General features: G+C 39.6%; 17 protein-coding genes, 2 tRNA genes and 1 pseudogene. All 20 read right to left on the minus strand.

Annotated features, from left to right (window positions below; translation table 11 throughout):
- Positions 1-116: 116 nt before the first annotated feature.
- A pseudogene (locus tag ACXYSM_RS04420) lies at positions 117-338 on the minus strand (amino acid permease); the annotation flags it as partial.
- A gap of 124 nt (positions 339-462) precedes the next feature.
- Positions 463-1,875 carry a Fe-S cluster assembly protein SufB gene (sufB, locus tag ACXYSM_RS04425; RefSeq protein WP_458634493.1) on the minus strand — a complete coding sequence of 471 codons (1,413 nt, stop codon included), beginning with the start codon at positions 1,873-1,875 and terminating at the stop codon, positions 463-465.
- Positions 1,876-1,932: 57 nt separating this feature from the next.
- Positions 1,933-2,373, minus strand: coding sequence for a Fe-S cluster assembly sulfur transfer protein SufU (gene sufU, locus ACXYSM_RS04430; protein ID WP_125328406.1), 441 nt, complete (start codon positions 2,371-2,373; stop codon positions 1,933-1,935).
- A complete protein-coding gene (locus ACXYSM_RS04435) occupies positions 2,360-3,586 on the minus strand; it encodes a cysteine desulfurase (protein WP_458634494.1) in 1,227 nt (408 codons plus the stop codon). Before ACXYSM_RS04435 ends, sufU begins: the two co-directional genes overlap by 14 nt.
- 10 nt (positions 3,587-3,596) lie before the next feature.
- Positions 3,597-4,859, minus strand: coding sequence for a Fe-S cluster assembly protein SufD (sufD, locus tag ACXYSM_RS04440; protein ID WP_254724083.1), 1,263 nt, complete (start codon positions 4,857-4,859; stop codon positions 3,597-3,599).
- A gap of 27 nt (positions 4,860-4,886) precedes the next feature.
- Entirely contained in the window at positions 4,887-5,657 is a 771-nt protein-coding gene (sufC, locus tag ACXYSM_RS04445; RefSeq protein ID WP_458634495.1) for a Fe-S cluster assembly ATPase SufC, read from the minus strand.
- A 154-nt stretch (positions 5,658-5,811) separates the two neighbouring features.
- Complete coding sequence (locus tag ACXYSM_RS04450; RefSeq protein WP_004253242.1) at positions 5,812-6,006, minus strand: DUF3272 family protein; 195 nt, start codon at positions 6,004-6,006, stop codon at positions 5,812-5,814.
- A gap of 22 nt (positions 6,007-6,028) precedes the next feature.
- Complete coding sequence (dnaX, locus tag ACXYSM_RS04455; protein WP_458634496.1) at positions 6,029-7,693, minus strand: DNA polymerase III subunit gamma/tau; 1,665 nt, start codon at positions 7,691-7,693, stop codon at positions 6,029-6,031.
- On the minus strand, positions 7,693-8,190 hold the full coding sequence (locus tag ACXYSM_RS04460; RefSeq protein WP_458634497.1) for a GAF domain-containing protein: 498 nt from the start codon (positions 8,188-8,190) through the stop codon (positions 7,693-7,695). The genes dnaX and ACXYSM_RS04460 overlap by 1 nt, the downstream gene beginning before the upstream one ends.
- Before the next feature lie 84 nt (positions 8,191-8,274).
- Positions 8,275-9,477 (minus strand): 30S ribosomal protein S1, encoded by a 1,203-nt coding sequence (rpsA, locus tag ACXYSM_RS04465; RefSeq protein WP_004253232.1) that lies wholly within the window; start codon positions 9,475-9,477, stop codon positions 8,275-8,277.
- Between the two features lie 159 nt (positions 9,478-9,636).
- A tRNA-Gln gene (locus ACXYSM_RS04470) sits at positions 9,637-9,708 on the minus strand.
- A gap of 9 nt (positions 9,709-9,717) precedes the next feature.
- A tRNA-Tyr gene (locus ACXYSM_RS04475) sits at positions 9,718-9,798 on the minus strand.
- 49 nt (positions 9,799-9,847) lie between these two features.
- A complete protein-coding gene (locus ACXYSM_RS04480; RefSeq protein WP_006148690.1) occupies positions 9,848-10,078 on the minus strand; it encodes a DUF2969 domain-containing protein in 231 nt (76 codons plus the stop codon).
- 134 nt (positions 10,079-10,212) lie between these two features.
- Positions 10,213-10,857 carry a pyroglutamyl-peptidase I gene (gene pcp, locus ACXYSM_RS04485; protein ID WP_458634498.1) on the minus strand — a complete coding sequence of 215 codons (645 nt, stop codon included), beginning with the start codon at positions 10,855-10,857 and terminating at the stop codon, positions 10,213-10,215.
- A 13-nt stretch (positions 10,858-10,870) separates the two neighbouring features.
- Positions 10,871-11,794, minus strand: a complete 924-nt coding sequence (locus tag ACXYSM_RS04490) for a DUF979 domain-containing protein (RefSeq protein ID WP_458634499.1) — start codon at positions 11,792-11,794, stop codon at positions 10,871-10,873.
- Positions 11,791-12,480 carry a DUF969 domain-containing protein gene (locus ACXYSM_RS04495; protein WP_458634500.1) on the minus strand — a complete coding sequence of 230 codons (690 nt, stop codon included), beginning with the start codon at positions 12,478-12,480 and terminating at the stop codon, positions 11,791-11,793. Before ACXYSM_RS04495 ends, ACXYSM_RS04490 begins: the two co-directional genes overlap by 4 nt.
- A 34-nt stretch (positions 12,481-12,514) precedes the next feature.
- The gene (locus ACXYSM_RS04500; RefSeq protein ID WP_458634501.1) at positions 12,515-14,482 is read right to left on the minus strand and encodes a peptide ABC transporter substrate-binding protein; all 1,968 of its coding nucleotides are present in this window, start codon (positions 14,480-14,482) and stop codon (positions 12,515-12,517) included.
- Positions 14,483-14,503: 21 nt separating this feature from the next.
- Positions 14,504-15,526, minus strand: coding sequence for a branched-chain amino acid aminotransferase (locus tag ACXYSM_RS04505; RefSeq protein WP_458634502.1), 1,023 nt, complete (start codon positions 15,524-15,526; stop codon positions 14,504-14,506).
- 126 nt (positions 15,527-15,652) lie between these two features.
- The gene (parC, locus tag ACXYSM_RS04510) at positions 15,653-18,133 is read right to left on the minus strand and encodes a DNA topoisomerase IV subunit A (RefSeq protein ID WP_458634503.1); all 2,481 of its coding nucleotides are present in this window, start codon (positions 18,131-18,133) and stop codon (positions 15,653-15,655) included.
- Positions 18,134-18,495: 362 nt separating this feature from the next.
- A complete protein-coding gene (locus ACXYSM_RS04515) occupies positions 18,496-18,981 on the minus strand; it encodes a hypothetical protein (RefSeq protein ID WP_458634504.1) in 486 nt (161 codons plus the stop codon).
- Between the last annotated feature and the right edge of the window lies 1 nt (position 18,982).

The following is an 18,982-nucleotide window of genomic DNA, read 5'->3' on the forward strand; positions in this document are numbered from 1 at the left end:
CGCGAGAAATCGCGATTTTTTCTTTATTGATTTTTTGATAGTGTAGAGTTTTTATAGCCATAAGTAAAGTAAGTAATAACTCCTACTACTAGGGCTAATACAAATGCTATCCAAGTTTCAAGAGTATATTGAAGCATAAAAGACAGACAGATCGCAGAAATCACGATAGATACCACAAGAGCAGGTCCTGCTAGTGTTGCTGCAGCTGTTCCTGTAATGGTAAAAATACCAGTTCCCACCATGGCCCCTATTCCTAAAAGAATTAAATCCCATAATTTCAAATGACGATGCATTTCTGTTTTACTTAGACTGAAGTCTTTTATTCTAAAAATATTCATTCTTCATCTCCACTAACAATAATTGTTTTATTTTACCACAGATAATGTATTTTGTGAATATTTATAAAATTGTATCTAAAAAAACTGAACAAATGTAATATTTGCTCAGTTTTTTTTATAATGATTATCCAACTGACCCTTCCATTTCATAGCTAATCAAGCGATTCAGCTCAACTGCATACTCCATTGGAAGTTCTTTGGTGAAGGGCTCTACAAATCCCATGACAATCATCTCAGTTGCTTCAGTCTCTGACAAGCCACGACTCATAAGGTAATAGAGTTGTTCTTCTGAAATCTTAGATACCTTGGCTTCGTGCTCCAAAGCAACTTGTGAGTTATGAATTTCATTAAATGGAATGGTATCTGATGCTGACAAGTCATCCATGATAATGGTGTCACACTCGATGTGAGAAACAGATTTCTTAGAGTTTTTATTAAAGGTTACTTGTCCACGGTAGTCTACCTTACCTCCACCTTTGGCAATAGATTTAGAGACAATAGACGAGCTCGTATGTGGAGCATTGTGGATCATCTTAGCACCAGTATCTTGGTGTTGCCCTGCATTGGCAAAGGCAATCGAAAGCATAGTTCCACGCGCACCTTCTCCATCAAGGTAAACAGATGGATACTTCATAGTTGTTTTGGCACCCAAGTTTCCATCAATCCACTCAACTGTCGCATCTTTCAAAGCTTTAGCACGTTTGGTTACCAAGTTATAAACGTTATCAGACCAGTTTTGGATGGTTGTATAACGCATATAAGCTCCGTCCAAAGCAAAGATTTCTACAATGGCAGCGTGCAAGCTGTTGCTTGAATATGTTGGCGCTGTACATCCTTCTACGTAGTGGACGCTTGCTCCCTCATCAACGATAATCAAGGTACGTTCAAACTGACCAGTATTTTCGTTATTAATACGGAAGTAGGTTTGAAGTGGAATATCTACCTTCACTCCTTTTGGTACATAGATGAAGGTTCCACCAGACCATACCGCTGAGTTGAGGGCAGCCAACTTGTTATCTGTCGGCGGTACTAACTTCGCAAAGTATTGCTTAAACAAGTCTGGGTATTCCTTGAGGGCAGAATCTGTATCTGTAAAGATAATTCCTAACTTCTCAAATTCTTCCTTCATGTTATGGTAAACCACTTCTGACTCATACTGGGCAGAAGCTCCAGCTAGATAGGCACGCTCAGCTTCAGGAATTCCGATTCGTTCAAAGGTTTCTTTAATCTTTTCAGGTACGTCATCCCAAGAACGAGCTGGTTTATCAGATGGTTTTTGGTAGTAGATCAAGTCATCAAAGTCAATCTCTGACAAGTCTGCTCCCCAAGTTTGCATGGGCATTTTTTTGAAGGTTTCATAAGATTTCAAACGGAATTCCAACATCCACTCAGGTTCTCCCTTAGCAGCTGATAGTTCACGAATGACATTTTCATTCAATCCTTTTCCTGTCGATAGAACAGGCTCTACATCGTCATGGAAACCAAATTTATATTCACCAAGATCAATTGGTTTTGGTTCTACTCTTTCTTCAGCCATAATATCCTTTCTTTCATTCTTTATTTCTAGTGATTTATAAGACAAAGAAAGCTTGTCTTACTTGTTTTCTTGGTCTTCAATTGTTTTCTTCAGGGCATTCCAAGCTAGAGTCGCACATTTGATTCGTTGCGGGAATTTGGCAACTCCTGATAAGAAAGCTGCATCTCCAAGTTGATCTTGACGCTCATCCTTTTGACCTTGAACCATTTCAGAAAAAATGGTCGCAAGTTCTAAAATTTCTTGCTTGGTCTTTCCTAAAACTGCATCTGTCATCATACTAGCAGAGGCCGTTGAAATGGTACAGCCTGAGTTTAGAAAAGCAATATCTTCCAAACGGTCCTCTGCGTCAAACTTGACAGAGAGGTTGATAACATCCCCGCAGGTTGGATTATTGAGGCTGATTTGCTCAGCGTCTTCTAACTTTCCTTGGTGATGAGGATTTTTCGAATGGTCCGCTACCACTGCCATATAGAGGCTATCTAGTTTAGAAAGTGCCATTGAAAAACTCCTTTGTCTTTTGTAAGGCATCGACCAGCTTGTCGCAATCTGCCTTGGTATTGTAAATATAAAAACTTGCACGAGCTGTTGCTGGAACGTCCAAATACTGGAGCAATGGTTGGGCACAATGGTGACCCGCACGAACTGCTACTCCTTCATAATCCAGAGCAGTTGCAAGGTCATGAGGATGAAGATCGCCAAGGTTAAAGGCAACGACACCTGAACGTTGTGCCAAATCTTGCGAACCGTAAATGGTCAAACCTTCAATTGCCTGTAATTTTGGATAGACGTATGCAATCAATTCTTGTTCATGGGTTTCAATGGCATCCATGCCAATCTTTTCAAGATAATCCACGGCAGCTGCAAGTCCAATAGCACCAGCCATATTGGGAGTTCCTGCCTCGAATTTCCAAGGTAACTCCTTCCAGCTAGCAGATTGCTCGTAAACAAAATCAATCATCTCGCCACCAAATTCTACTGGTGACATTTGTTCCAGATACTTTTCTTTACCGTAAAGGACGCCAATACCAGTCGGACCAGCCATCTTGTGACCTGAAAAGGCAAAGAAGTCCACATCCAAATCCTGGACATCAATCTTCATATGAGGCGTAGATTGAGCACCATCTACCACCATGATGGCTCCAACTTGGTGAGCCATTTGTGTGATTTCTTTGATAGGATTAACCACTCCAAGAACGTTTGATGCGTGAGCTAGTGAGACTAACTTGACCTTGTCAGTCAATTTAGCTCGCAAGTCATCCATATCCAGAGCTCCATCTTTGAGATAGACATAAACAAGCTCTGCCCCAGTCTTTCGGCAAGCTTCCTGCCATGGAATAATATTGGAATGGTGTTCCATGACTGAAATCAAGACCTGGTCATCTTCAGTCAAGATTTCCTCAGCGAAACGTGCCACCCAGTTGAGACTAGTCGTAGTTCCTCTAGTGAAGAGTACTTCCTTTGTCGAACCTGCGTTGATGAACTTGCGAATGGTTTCACGAGCGGCTTCATAAGATGCTGTCGCACGCTCTGCCAAGGTATGAACACCTCGGTGGACATTTGCATTATCCTGTTCATAGTAGCGGTTAATGGCTTCCAGAACAGCTAGTGGTTTTTGTGTCGTCGCAGCATTATCCAAATAAACCAGAGGTTCGTCATTAACAATCTGATCTAAAATTGGAAAATCCTTGCGAATAGCTTCTGCATCTAACATAGGCTTCCCCTTAGCGTTTTGACAATTTTTCTTCGATCGTCGCAATCATTTCATCACGAACTTCCTTGACAGGGATCTCAACGATAACAGATCCAAGGAAACCACGAACAACCAAACGTTCTGCAGTTGCCTTGTCCAGTCCACGGCTCATGAGGTAGTACATGTCTTCTGGATCAACTTGACCAATAGAAGCCGCGTGACCTGCAGTGACATCATTTTCATCAATTAAAAGAATTGGGTTGGCGTCTGAACGCGCTTGGTCTGAAAGCATGAGAACACGGCTTTCTTGTTGGGCATCTGCTCCCTTAGCACCCTTGATGATGTGGCCAATACCATTGAAAGTCAAAGTTGCTTTTTCAAGAATAACCCCATGTTGAAGGATATTACCGATAGAGTTGCAACCATAGTTAGTTACTCGAGTATCAATCCCCTGTACCTGACGACCGCTTGAAAGTGCTACAACTTTCAGGTCTGCATGGCTACCATTACCAATCAAGTCACTATCAAAGTCAGCAACGACATTTCCTTCGTTCATGACACCGATAGCCCAGTCAATACTTGCATCGTTGCCTAATTTACCACGACGGCTAATGTAGGCAGTGACATTCTCACCAAGACGGTCAATCGCCGCAAACTTCACTTGAGCACCAGAACGTGCAATCACTTCAACAGTGATATTAGCAGTCGCCTTAGCACTACCCTCACCGCGTGATTCTAAACGTTCGAGGTAGCTGATTTTAGAGTTTTTACCTGCAATGATCAGAATGTGCTTGTTAAATGGCACATCACTATCACTGTCTTGGTAGAAAATTCCTTCGATTGGTTCTGTGATTTCGACATTGTCTGGAATATAGAGAACAGCACCACTGTTAAAGTAAGCTGTGTGGTAGGCTGCTAATTTGTCATCGTCGTATTTTACTGATGACATGAAAAATTCTTCTACGAGTTCTGGAATTTCTTCTAAAGCTGAATGGAAGTCTGTAAAGACCACTCCTTGTTCAGCCAACTCAACCGGAATTTGCTCAAAAACTGTTTGAGTTCCAACCTGCACCAATTTCAAGTGATTATCTAAAGCAGTGAAATCAGGAACATTTGCTGATGGTTCACTTTCTGTGATGGTACCATCACCAAGATTCCAACGATGAAATTTTACACGCTCGATGACTGGCAATTCCAAACTCTCAATCTTATCAAAAGCTTTTTGACGGAGGTCTGACAACCAGCTTGGTTCAGCGTGCATTTCTGAAAAAAGTTTAATAGTTTCTTTAGTCATTTACTTCTCCTAAAAGATACGAGGGAATTACAATTCTTCCTTGTAGTCATAGCCAAGTTCTTCAGCTAGTTTCGCGTATCCTTCACGTTCCAAGCGTGCAGCCAATTCTGGACCACCAGAAAGAACAACACGACCTTCCATCATAACGTGTACCACATCTGGTGTGATATAGTTCAAAAGACGTTGGTAGTGAGTAATGATCATAGCACCAAAACCTTCACCACGCATAGCATTCACACCTTTAGAGACAACTTTAAGGGCATCAATATCAAGACCAGAGTCAATCTCATCCAAAAGTGCAAATGTTGGTTCCAACATCAAGAGTTGAAGAATTTCGTTACGTTTTTTCTCACCACCTGAGAAACCTTCGTTGAGGTAACGCTCTGCCATTTCTTCTTTCATGTTGAGCAATTCCATTTTTTCGTCTAACTTAGTGATAAATTCACGAACTGAAATCTTCCCATCATCTTCTTTACCAGCATTCATAGCTGCACGAAGAAACTCAGCATTTGTAATCCCAGGAATTTCTGATGGATATTGCATGGCAAGGAAAAGTCCCATACGCGCACGTTCATCCACTTCCAATTCAAGGATGTTTACACCGTCAAACAAGACTTCACCTTTAGTGACTTCATAGTTTGGATTCCCCATAATAGCAGCTGAAAGAGTAGACTTACCGGTACCATTTGGTCCCATGATAGCTGCAATTTCTCCTGTTTTAAGAGTCAGATTGACCCCTTTTAAAATTTCTTTTCCTTCAATTTCAACATGAAGATCTTTGATCTCTAATACTGACATGATTGTTCCTTTCTTTTCATCCTTTTTACTGTATTTACCTGAAATTTAACCTTTTTAAATCCCTAGAAAAACACAGTAAAATGTCAATAAATATACCTTAATAGTATAACAAAAAAAAGCCTAAAAGGCTTTGATTTTGTCTAGAAGCTAGGAGCTACTTCTTCCCTTGAAAATGATCATCTATAGCGCTCACAATTTTACCCATGATATAACTCACGCGAAAATTTCTCAGGATCAAAATAGCCCAAAGCAAGGCCACGATATACCGTTGCTCCATGATGGATTCATTAAAGAAATAAGTCTCAGCAGCAGTAAATAAGGCCATGATAATAAATTGTTGTCTGTTCATAGTCTTTTACCACCAATTCCCTTTAATCTTCAGCTATAGTCACTTTATCTGCTAAAAATTCAAAACCTTGAGGGAGTACTGACTCCTCAACATCTTCCTTGATAGCTTGTCCTTGAGATGATTTAGCCTTAGCAGAGAAGTCCGCTCGAACTTCTAGCCATTCTTCTTGTGAAATAGCTAAAATTTCTGGAGAAAAACCAGCTGCTTGACTAAGAATATTGCCAAACATTAGATTCAAATTATCTCGTTTCATGGTTTGACCAGCATTGAAGTTAGATTCAAAAGCCAAAATCGCATGATGTTCATTAGCAGCAACTGGTTGAGAACCAGCCAAGAGTGCCTTATCTGGTCCTGATAAGCTTTCAATGACTTCTCCCCAAGCATTCTGAAGACGGATTAAGTTTTGACGAGCTAAGTCTGGATTTTCTACTGCTTCTTGAAGAATAGACTGCACCTTATTTCGGTCTACACGATAGATTGACTTACTGTTAGTCGGACGACTTGGTGTAGAAACAGTTTGTTTGGGATTAGAACCAACATTGGCAAGAGCTTGTTTCAATCGTACAACTTCTTCTCGAAGAGAAGACAATTCCTCAGCCACCTCACCTGAAAGTTCTGGTTGAGAATCAATTTCTGCTAAACGAATAGTCATCATTTCGGCATAAATTTTAGGTTGTAGGCTAGCCTTAATATCAGCTAGACTTCTAGTAGCAAGACTAATCATCTCAAACAAGACATCCTGCGGAAGAGCTAAGTTTCTCTCAAATGCATCACTATGATGTGTATTTTCTCCGCCTGCTTGAACAATTAAGATATCACGTAGATATTGCAGCAAATCGACTACAAAACGTGTCATGCTCTTTCCATTCTCAAAAATCAGATCAAGATTTTGAATGGCTCCCGGTACATCCTTTTGAGCTAAAGCAGCTACGTAATGATCCAAAGCACTTAAACTAATGGTACCAGTGATTTCTTCTGAGACTGCAGTTGTCAATCTAGCTTCTTGGGTTAAGCTTAATGCCTGGTCTAGAATTGACAAGGCATCCCGCATCCCACCCTCAGCTCGTCGAGCAATAATTTCAACAGCTTCTGTTTCGTAATCAATCCCTTCTTTTTCTAAAATCTGGAAGATATGATCTCGAATATCCTGAGTTTTAATGGACTTGAACTCAAATCGTTGAACACGAGACAAAATAGTTGCAGGAATTTTATGAAGCTCAGTCGTTGCCAAAATAAAGACTACATTTGGAGTTGGTTCTTCCAGTGTTTTTAAAAGGGCATTAAAGGCACCTGTCGAAAGCATATGAACCTCATCAATGATATAAACCTTATACTGAGCTACACTTGGAGCATAAGTTGATTTATCACGAATATCACGAATTTCATCAACACCATTATTAGAAGCAGCATCCATTTCGATAACGTCTTCTAAACTTCCATCCGTAACAGCTTGACAGATATAACAGTTATTACAAGGTTCTCCCCCAACTTGATTAGGGCAGTTCATAGCCTTAGCAAAAATCTTAGCCACACTAGTCTTACCAGTTCCACGAGGCCCTGAAAAGAGGTAGGCGTGACTAATCTTATCCTGTTCCACAGCCTGTTTAAGAGTTCTAGCAACAACTTCCTGGCCCACTAACTGTGAAAAATTTTGACTTCTATATTTTCGATAAAGCGCCTGATACATTATGCTTTCTCCTCAAACATTGAAAATTTCCATTCTGTCTTATCTAGTAAAATGGACACAAACTCTTCTAAATAGCGTTGATCAATTTCATCATAATCATCAACATGAGATGAGTCCAAATCTAATACACCTAGAAGCTGTCCATTTTTTTCCATTGGAAGTACGATCTCGCTACGAGCACTACTATCACAAGAAATATAGTTGGGATAGGTTTTCACATCACCAACGATAACTGTTTGACGGCTAGCCACTGACTCACCACAAACTCCTTTTCCGAGCGCAATTCTAACGCATGAGACTCCACCCTGAAAAGGGCCTAAAATAAGCTCATTTCCGTCATATAAATAGAAACCTGCAAAGACAGTTCGAGGAAAGTTCATTTTTAAGAGAGCACTGGCATTTGATAGATTAGCCAACACATTGGTCTCACCTTCTAAAAGACTAGAAAGTTGTTCATTTACAATTTGGTAAATTGATTCTTTTTCGAAATGTAACATAAATCCATTATATCAAAAAATACTAGTTGAAAAAAGAAAAATCCCTTGTTTTACAACAAAGGATTTATAATTAGTTCTGATTGATTAAAGTTCGATGTCTCCGAACAAGTCAGCCATTGAGAATCCTGTTTGAGTTTCAGGAAGTTCAAAGTCACGTTTTTCTTGACGTTTTGGACGACGTGGACGTGGAGCACGTTTTTCTTCGTTTTGTCCTTCTTCTTGAGCTGGACGTTCTTCAAGAGCTTTGATAGAAAGTGAAACGCGTTCTGCATCAGCATTAACATCAAGAACTTTAACAGTAACTTCTTGACCAACTGTAAGAGCTTCTTTTGGATTTTCAATACGTTTGTGTGAAATTTGTGATACGTGAACAAGTCCATCGATACCTGGCAATACTTCAACAAATGCACCGAAGTCAGTCAAACGTTTAACTGTACCTTCTACAACGTCACCTTTAGCCAATTTTTGCTCAACGCCATCCCATGGTCCAGGTGTTGTTGCTTTAAGTGAAAGTGATACACGTCCTTCTTCTTCGTTAAGGTCAAGGATTTTCACTTCAACTTCTTCACCAACAGTTACAACTGATTTTGGTGAAACGTTACGTTCGTGTGACAATTCAGTCAAGTGAACCAATCCATCAACACCACCAAGGTCGATGAAAGCACCGAAGCTTGTGATACGAGCAACTTTACCAGTTACTACATCACCAGCAGCCAATTTACCGAAAACTTCAGCACGAGCTGCTGCAGTAGCTGCTTCTACAACTTCACGACGTGAAAGGATGAAACGGTTTTCTTTAGGGTCAACTTCTTTGATTTTAGCTTCAAATTCTTGACCTACAAAACGCTCAGTGTTACGTACGAAACGAGTATCCAACATTGAAGCTGGGATAAATCCACGCAAACCTTCAAATTCTACAGAAAGTCCACCTTTAACAGCGCGAGTGCCTTTAACTGTAACAACTTCTTCTTCGCGTCCTACAAGTTTGTCCCATGCTTTGCGAGCTTCAAGGCGTTTTTTAGATACAAGGTATGTTACTGTATCAGTATCTTTACCAACTACTTGACGAAGTACAAGAACATCAAATACTTCACCTACTTTTACAAAGTCATTGATATCAGCATCGCGATCGTTTGTCAATTCGCGAAGAGTCAAGACACCTTCAACACCAGTTCCAGAGATTGCAACGTTAGCTTGATTAGCATCAACTGTCAATACTTCAGCACTAACAACATCACCAGGTTCAACTTGGCTAACGCTATTTAGCAAATCTTCAAATTCATTCATCTAAAAAATCCTCCAACAATCAAGTCTTTTTAACTTGACATACTTATAATTTTTTTCCTAAGCACCCGCAACGACATGAACATCTCGAACGTCCTTCAATTATAAAAATAAAATACCCTAAGATATTTTTCTTTTTATCTTGAATTTATTACCTAAGAACTGGGGTAGCTGGATTCGAACCAACGCATGAGGGAGTCAAAGTCCCTTGCCTTACCGCTTGGCTATACCCCATTGATGATATGGAGAGAGAGGGATTCGAACCCCCGAACCCGAAGGAGCGGATTTACAGTCCGCCGCGTTTAGCCTCTTCGCTATCTCTCCGACAATCAACGAAAACTATTATATCATGAAAATTTGCAAAAAACAAGCATTATTTTGCTAAATTATAGTTCTCAATCAATATTTCCACAGCTTTTTCAAGATTCTTGTAAAAACTATCGACATTTCCATTCTTTATGATTGCAAATTGGTCATCTAGTTCGGCAATTTCACCGATTAATTTTTTTCCAATCATTAAAGTATAACCATCGTACTTATCTTTTCCAACTACTACTTTAGCATCTGATAATTGAATCTCAATTTTTTTGTCTTTTTTACTCATACCATACCTCTTTTCACTTTTTCTATTTTACAAGAAATTCCCTAATCTAGCAAGAAAAAACTCTCTGTCATGCTTATCTTGACAGAGAGTTTAAGGAATAAAATAGAAAATTTTTTAATTTGAAAATTGAATCATTAGTGAGTCGTCCCTCCGACCAACTTCAAATCTTTATCTTTATGGTCCACGATAGCACCAATAGCAGCTTCGATACCTCGGACAATATCTCTTAAGCACATGGATGCAGTATTAGGCTTATTTACCACTTGTTCTGTCATATAGGGAATATGCATAAATCCTGCTCTCATATTGGGAAATTTCTTATCCGCTAAGTAGAGAACCTGATACATCAGATGATTGCAAACAAAGGTTCCAGCTGTATTGGATACTGAAGCAGGTAGCCCTTCTTCTTTTATGGCTTGTACCATTGCTTTGATAGGGAGTGTGCTAAAATAGGCGGCTTCTCCATCAAGGCGAATTGGAGTGTCAATCGGTTGATTTCCTTGGTTATCTGGAATTCTAGCATCATCTTGATTGATAGCAACTCTCTCAGGAGTTAAACTCGCTCTTCCTCCTGCTTGTCCAATGCAAAGCACAACATCTGGATGGTATCGATTTATTTCTGCTTCTAAAACCTCTGCTGATTTATAAAAGACTGTTGGGATTTCTACCCAATGGAGCTCTGCACCATTGATTTCAGACGGTAATGATTTAACAGCTTCTAGAGCTGGATTGACCTTTTCACCACCAAAAGGATCAAATCCTGTAACTAATATTTTCATTTTATTTCCTTTACTAAAATGCCAAAAAGTACATCAGAAATACATGTATGACAATCATGACAATAGCTACTCCTACTTGCGCTTTGATAACGCCATTTGGATCTTTCATATCCAAAAGGGCTACAGGTAGAGTATTGAAATTAGCAGCCATTGGGGTTAATAGAGTCCCACAACAACCTGCTGTCATAGCAAGAGCACCCGCCACGATTGGATCTGCTCCCAAGGAAAATACAAAGGGAACACCAATTCCAGCAGTAATAGCAGTAAAAGCCGCAAAGGCATTTCCCATAATCATTGAAAATAGAACCATTCCCAACACATAAGCCACTACACCCATCAACCGACTCCCCGAAGGCACAAAACCACTTATCAGATGTGACATTAAATCTCCAACTCCTGCTACGGTAAAAATCGCTCCCAAAGCCCCTAAAAGTTGGGGAACAATCCCACTAGTTGAAACTTGCTGAACCATGCGATTGTTTTCTGATAATAAGCTTTTAGGAGAACTCTTAGTAATCAATAAAAGAGAGATGGTTGCAAAAAATGCTGCAAGACTGATAGCAATCTTACTAAACTCAGGAATCATTTTTGCTAATACTAAAGCAATCAAAGCCATCAGCATGACCGGAATAAAAATTTTATTCTTTAGTCGTTTAGCTTCAATATTTGCCTTGACTTCATCCAGAGACGGCAAGGTTCCGATACGAACCTGTTTAAAGAGTGTTAGTAGGGCTAAGAGCACTACGATAATTCCAATACAGATAGAAGGTAGATAAGAGCCACCGATAAAACTGATACCCAATAAAACCCAAAACCCAGCTGTTCCAAAGCGAACTGGGTTTGTTTTGTCTTTATAGCTACAATAGGCCGTGTGAAGAAATTGACAACCAATCACAATATAGGTTAACTCTAATAACTGTCTTGCTAGATTGGTCATTCATCTTTTCCTTTACTAAGCTTATTCGCTAGCAGTTTTCTATCAAATAAGTAATTGTAAATCCCTACCACAAGTAAGGCAATTCCTGCAACAATAAGAGAAGCCGAAGCGATCCCTGCATAATTACTTTCGTAACCTAATTGGTCCAGAGTGCCCCCAACTAAGAGGACACCACCTGCACCAACGAAAGTGTTCTGAGCAAAGAAATTTGCAAAATTATCATTTGCTGCTGCACGCGCTTTTAGCGCTTCGCTCTCCTGCTCCGTTAATTTTCTACCTAATTGTGACTCTGCCGCTGCTTGTCCCATAGGTTGAACCAGAGGCCTTACAAACTGTGGCTGCCCTCCTAGACGAATGGCAAAGAACCCGTCGAGTTCCCGAAAAAAGAAATAAATTGTATAAAAACTTCCTACGGTCAGTCCTTTAATCTTTTGAATTAAGTCAATCGAACGTTGCTTGAGGCCAAAAGTTTCAGATAAACCAACCAAGGGCAAAGTTACCATAAAAATCGTAAGAACTCGTTGATTGCTAAATTCTTTTCCTAAAATTTCCAAGAACTCAACAAGAGAAACTCCAGAAACTAGAGCTGTAACTAAACTAGCTAAGACCACCGTTGCGATGGTATCTAATTTATAGATAAAACCAACCACAATGATAACTATCCCTATTAGTTTAATCCATTCCATATAGGCCCCTTTATTCCAAAAATACTAGTCTGTTTTATTTGACATGACTTTCTAGTTCTTTTTGGTATTTACTGTTTGATTCCAATTTTTCTTTTTGCCATTTTTCAAGAGCTGCTTGATATTCTTTAGCAGATACAATTTCTTTTTGCAATTTCATTCCCTTGAAGATATATGGATCACCCTTAATACCTACTTGTGAGTATGGTTTAGAGAATGGAACGACGTTGCTGACAACTGGTGAACCACCTGATGAAGCAGTTGGCATTAAGAGAGAGCTATCAGTGAGCCATGCTTGAGCTTTGGCATATTTTTCATATCTCTTGTCCAAATCGTTTGTCTCAGAAACTGCATCATCCAAGAGTTTCTTATATTCATCCAGACCAAGTTGAGCTACTACTTCCTTGTCTTTACCTTTCGTAATACCAAGGTGTTTCATAGCAGAACCAGTCTTAGGATCCATGATATTAAGATAACTTGCTGGGTCTTGGTAGCTTGGAGCCCATCCAGTACTGTTCAAGTCATAGTCTTTTTGAGCTGGAACACGCGCCTGCGATGTAATACTTTCCTTTTCGTTATCGGTCATTTGAAGAACATCGATCACGACATTTTCAGAACCAAGAGTTGACTCGATTGATTGTTTGAAGGAATTGCTTTGTTGAACGGCGATTGTATCTGTCTGTTCAACTGGAACATCCAAATGAATTGGGAAGGTTACACCTTTTGTTTCCAATTCTTTCTTAGCTTTTTCGAATGAAGCTTTGGCTTTGTCTGGATTGTAGATGGTATCTTTTCCGTCTACAAGCTCAACGCCTTTCCATTGGTCTCCATAGTTGACCAATTCTGCTTGAGCGATGTCACCAAAGTTTTTACCACCAGATTGTACAAAGTTATCTGGAACTAGACTGTTACGAATAATCTTGTCCGCACCATCTTCACCATTGAGCTGTGCAGCATATGAATGACGGTTGAAAGCAAAGTTGATTGCTTGACGGAAGTCCTTGTTCAACATCGCTTCTTTTGTAGAAGTTTTCTGTTCTTCACTTGTTTTCGCAGTCTTATTGTAAGATTGACGGTTTACGTTAAAGGTAAAGTAATAACTAGTTGAATCCTGTGGACTGTATGTAATTTTATCTCCGTATTGTTCCAATGTAGAAGCAAAGTTTGAGCTACTTGGGAAGATACGAGCTGTTGTATAAACACCTGAAGAGAAGCTACGGATTAATGATTCTTGGTCTGAACCATCATAGTAGGTCAATTTTACTTTCTCAATTTTAACCTTCTCTTTATCCCAATAATTTGGGTTCTTTTCGTATTCGATTAAAGATTTTGAAGTCAATGTCTTCAGGATATACGGACCGTTATAAAGAATACCAGATGGACTTACTGCTCCGTAGTTCTTGCCTGAAGCTTTGAGGAATTCCTCGTTTACCGGCAACATAGCTGCTGAAGTTACTTTCGAATTCCAGAAACTTTCAGGTGCATTAAGAGTATACTGGACTGTGTAGTCATCCAATGCCTTAACCCCAACTGTAGAGAAGTCATTAGTCTCACCAGTCATATATTCATTCAAGCCCTTAATGGAGTTTTGAATAAGAGTGACACCGTCTGATTTACCATCTGCTACGTGTTTTAGTCCAGTAACAAAGTCATGCGCAGTTACTTCAGCGTATTCTTCACCTTCTGACGTGTACCATTTAACCCCTTTACGAAGTTTATAAGTATAAGTCAAACCGTCTTGTGAGACACTCCAGTCTTCTGCTAGTGAAGGAACCAAATTTCCATATTCATCGTTTTCCAACAATCCATCAACAACGTTACCAATAATATCCGTTGTTGAAGTACGAGTTGCAATACTGTAGTCCAAAGATGATGGGTCTACTCCATAGACATAAGAGAAGGTTGTAGGTGCATCTGCTTCTTTATCAGCTTTACCACAAGCCACAAGAAGAACTGCTGTACTCAGGACAACTCCTGCTGTTAACATCCATTTTTTCGTTTTCATAAAGATCTCCTTTAATAATGTTTAATCTACTTTTACAATCCAGCCTTCTGGTGCTTCAATGTCACCAAATTGGATACCTGTCAATTCATCGTATAGTTTACGAGTCACTGGACCAACCTCTGTTTCACTGTAGAAAACATGGAAATCATCACCGTGTTGGATTCCCCCAATAGGTGAGATTACTGCTGCTGTTCCACAGGCACCTGCTTCTACAAATCGATCCAGACTATCAATTGGTACATCTCCCTCGACAGGCTTCAATCCTAAACGATGCTCTGCCAAGTAAAGCAATGAGTACTTGGTAATCGATGGTAAGATTGATGGACTCAATGGGGTTACAAACTCATTATCAGCTGTAATTCCAAAGAAGTTTGCCGAACCAACTTCTTCAATCTTAGTGTGGGTTGATGGGTCTAGATAAATAACATCTGAGAAATGACGGGATTTAGCCATTTTTCCTGGCAAAAGACTAGCTGCATAGTTACCACCGACCTTGGCAGCTCCTGTTCCATTCGGTGCAGCACGGTCATACTCATCTTGAATCAAGAAGTTTGTTGGAACCAATCCACCCTTAAAGTAATTTCCAACTGGCATAGCAAAGATGGTAAAGATATACTCTTCGGCTGGTTTTACCCCGATGATGTCTCCGACACCAATCAAGAGCGGACGAAGATAAAGGGTTCCACCAGTTCCGTAAGGTGGTACGTATTCTTCATTAGCACGAACTACTGACTTACAAGCCTCTACAAACATTTCTGTTGGAACTTGTGGCATCAAGAGACGATCACAGGTACGTTGGAGTCGTTTAGCATTTTCATCTGGACGGAAGAGTTGAATACTGCCATCCTTTGTACGATAGGCTTTCAATCCTTCAAACGCTTGCTGTCCATAGTGAAGGCTTGGAGATGATTCTGAAATATGCAAGGTTGCATCTTCTGTTAATTCTCCTTGAGTCCATTGTCCATTTTTAAAATAAGCGATATAACGATAAGGTAGTTTCATATAGGAAAAACCGAGATTTTCCCAATCAATCGTAACGGTCATGACAATCTCCTTTATTCTAATCAAGCTTTGTGTTCTATTCTACACTATTCTCCTAAAAATTCAAGTATTATTTGTAATTTTCTGAAAATTTTACTTATAAAAAATCAGTCACTAGGACTGATTTTCTTATGAATTATCTTTTTCTTCTTTAAAGACTTCTTTGAGGTAGGCATCGAAAACTTCCTCGTCTGAAATAGTATCTGAGACAAAGCTTCCATTGCTTGTGCGCTCTGATAGTTTCAAATCTTGCAGAATTGCTTCGTAAATCGTTCCATTATTTGATTGGATAACAAGAGTTTGTTCGCCATCTTCTACTTCTGTACTGAAGAGATCTCCGATAAATCCTTGTTCTGAGACAGCACCAGCCAAGAAGACGCGATGTGGTTTACTCTTCAATTCTCTCAGAACTTGAAGACCACGCTTAGCACGACTGGTTGCTGGAATTTCCTCTGTTGATACACGTTTCAAGCTTCCACGTTGCGTTAACAGATAGAAAGATGAAGTATTGCAGATAAAGGCAGCTTGAAGCTCATCATCTGCTTTCAGATTCATAGCTTTGACACCTGCAGCCTTGGCTCCAACAACTGGAACCTCTTCGATATTAAAACGAAGGGCATATCCATTTTTACTAATCAACAAAACATCATCCAATTTAATCGGAGCTACTGCTACAATCTGGTCACTATCGTCTTTCAACTTAGCATATTTGACAGATTTAGAACGATAGGTTCTCCATGGAGAGAATTCTTTTCGTTCGACACGCTTGATTTGTCCAAGGCGAGTCACTGCAAAGTAGGTCGTCGCATCATCAAACTGATCCACAACTTCTACGTATAGCACTTCTTCATTGGTTTCAAAGTTTGTAATCGTTTGGCTCAAGTGCTCCCCGATATCCTTCCAACGAATATCTGCTAATTCATGGACACGACGGTAGATAACATTTCCTAGGGTTGTAAAGATTAAGAGATGTTGAGTAGTCTTAACAGATTGGATAAATAGCAATCGGTCATCATCCCGTTTACCAATTTCCTCTAACGTTGAAGCTGAGAAAGAACGAGGGCTAGTACGCTTGATATAGCCAGCCTTGGTCACGCTGACGTATGTATCTTCTTCAGCGATCAAACTAGCAGTATCAATTTCGATCACTTCTGCTGTATCTTCTAAAGAACTCAAACGAGGTGTCGCAAACTGTCTCTTGACCTCACGAAGTTCTTTTTTCATGAGATTGTACATAGTCCGTTCGTCACCAATGATAGCCGCCAGCATAGCAATTTTTTCTCGAAGTTCTGCTTCTTCTTCCTGCAAGACAACTACGTCTGTATTGGTCAAACGGTATAGTTGCAAGGTAACAATAGCTTCAGCCTGCTCTTCAGTAAAATCATAACTGATCTTGAGGTTTTCCTTGGCATCAGCCTTGTTCTCAGAAGCACGGATAAGAGCAATCACTTCATCTAAAATAGAGATGACACGAATCAAACCTTCCACGATATGGAGACGTTTTTCAGCCTTTTCCTTGTCAAAGCGAGAACGTGCCAAGATGACCTCACGACGGTGGGCAATATAGCTAGATAAGATAGGCACAATTCCAACCTGACGAGGGGTGAAATTGTCAATCGCAACCATATTAAAGTTGTAGTTGATTTGCAAGTCAGTATACTTGAAAAGGTAGTTGAGAACAAGCTCGGTGTTCGCATCTTTCTTGAGTTCGATAGCAATACGAAGACCGTCACGGTCGGATTCATCACGAACCTCAGCAATTCCTGCTACCTTGTTATTGACACGAACTTCATCAATTTTCTTGACTAAGTTAGCCTTATTAATCTCATAAGGAATCTCAGTGATAACGATTTGTTCCTTACCACCTTTTAACTTCTCAATTTCAGTCTTGGAACGAACAACCACGCGCCCCTTACCAGTTTCATAGGCCTTTTTGATCTCGTCACGGCCTTGGATGATAGCTCCTGTAGGGAAGTCTGGCCCAGGCAAGAATTCCATCAACTTATCTACCTTGGCAGTCGGATGATCAATCATGTAGACTGTCGCATCAATAACTTCGGCCAAATTATGTGGTGGAATATCTGTGGCATATCCAGCCGAAATACCTGTAGAACCATTGACTAGGAGGTTTGGAAAGGCTGCTGGTAAGACAGTTGGCTCTTTCTCGGTATCGTCAAAGTTCCAAGCAAAAGGAACTGTCTTTTTCTCGATATCTTGAAGAAGGTAGCCTGCAATCTCTGACAAACGAGCCTCGGTATAACGCATAGCCGCAGGTGGATCTCCGTCCATTGAACCGTTGTTTCCGTGCATTTCAACTAGAATCTCACGGTTTTTCCAGTCCTGAGACATACGGACCATGGCATCATAGATAGAAAGGTCCCCGTGTGGGTGGAAATTCCCCATGATATTTCCGACAGACTTGGCTGACTTACGGTAGCTTTTGTCAAAAGTATTGCCATCTTTATTCATAGAATAAAGAATACGGCGCTGAACCGGCTTCAATCCATCACGAATATCTGGCAAAGCCCGGTCTTGAATGATGTACTTGGAGTAGCGACCAAAGCGCTCTCCCATGATGTCCTCTAAGGACATATTTTGGATATTACTCATATAAGATACAAAGGGACGATTCGGCGTGCCGAAAATTTCTGTAGAAAAATAGGAAATCGCTGCAGGGTTCGATGAACCCAAGGCGATTTATCTTTTTTCCAAGAAATTAGTCCCGTGTTCAGTTACCTCTAGTAACCAAACTATCCTTTCTGTAGTTTAAAATACGTTTTAAAAGAAGCGTCAGGAGTTTTCACACAGTATTTAGGGCGTGTTCAACTCCTTTCAAAGAATGTAGAGTAGATTTTATAGAAAAGAATTTCAGTTACTTTATATAACCAAACTATCCTCTCTGTAGTTTAAAGTTTTAAAAATTTTTATCAGGTTAAAACATTTTAGTTTACTTAAATATAGCTAGTAGTTACTTATTTGATTTTTCTTTGGACAAAAAATAAATATATGGAAGGGAAAAATGAAATAACAGCGGTCCCAATAAGTAAAGCATTAAATACATTATGATGTCCATGAAAAACTTCATTCCAATACATAGTATTAACAATATGGAAGGATAAACCAATTAAATAGCAGAGACTAATAACTATAATTTTCCACTTTAATAAAGAATAGATATTAGTTAATCGAAGAGCATGATATACTACTGCTGTAATGAGCATTGGAAAACAAAAAGAAATTAGAAAGAATTGGAATCTTAAAGCATCATCAAAAAGCTCTGTTCGATCTATTGAAACAAGCCAAATATTACACAAGGTTATAACAATCGGGAAAAACAATCCATACACCCTTTTATTTAACTTATTTCTTTTAAGAGCTAGAAAGATAGACAATACAATTATCAGAATTTGTAGTCCTGGAAATCCCATAAAAAATATAACAAATACATATTCTAACATA

It is taken from the genome of Streptococcus sp. V940 (assembly GCF_054353495.1).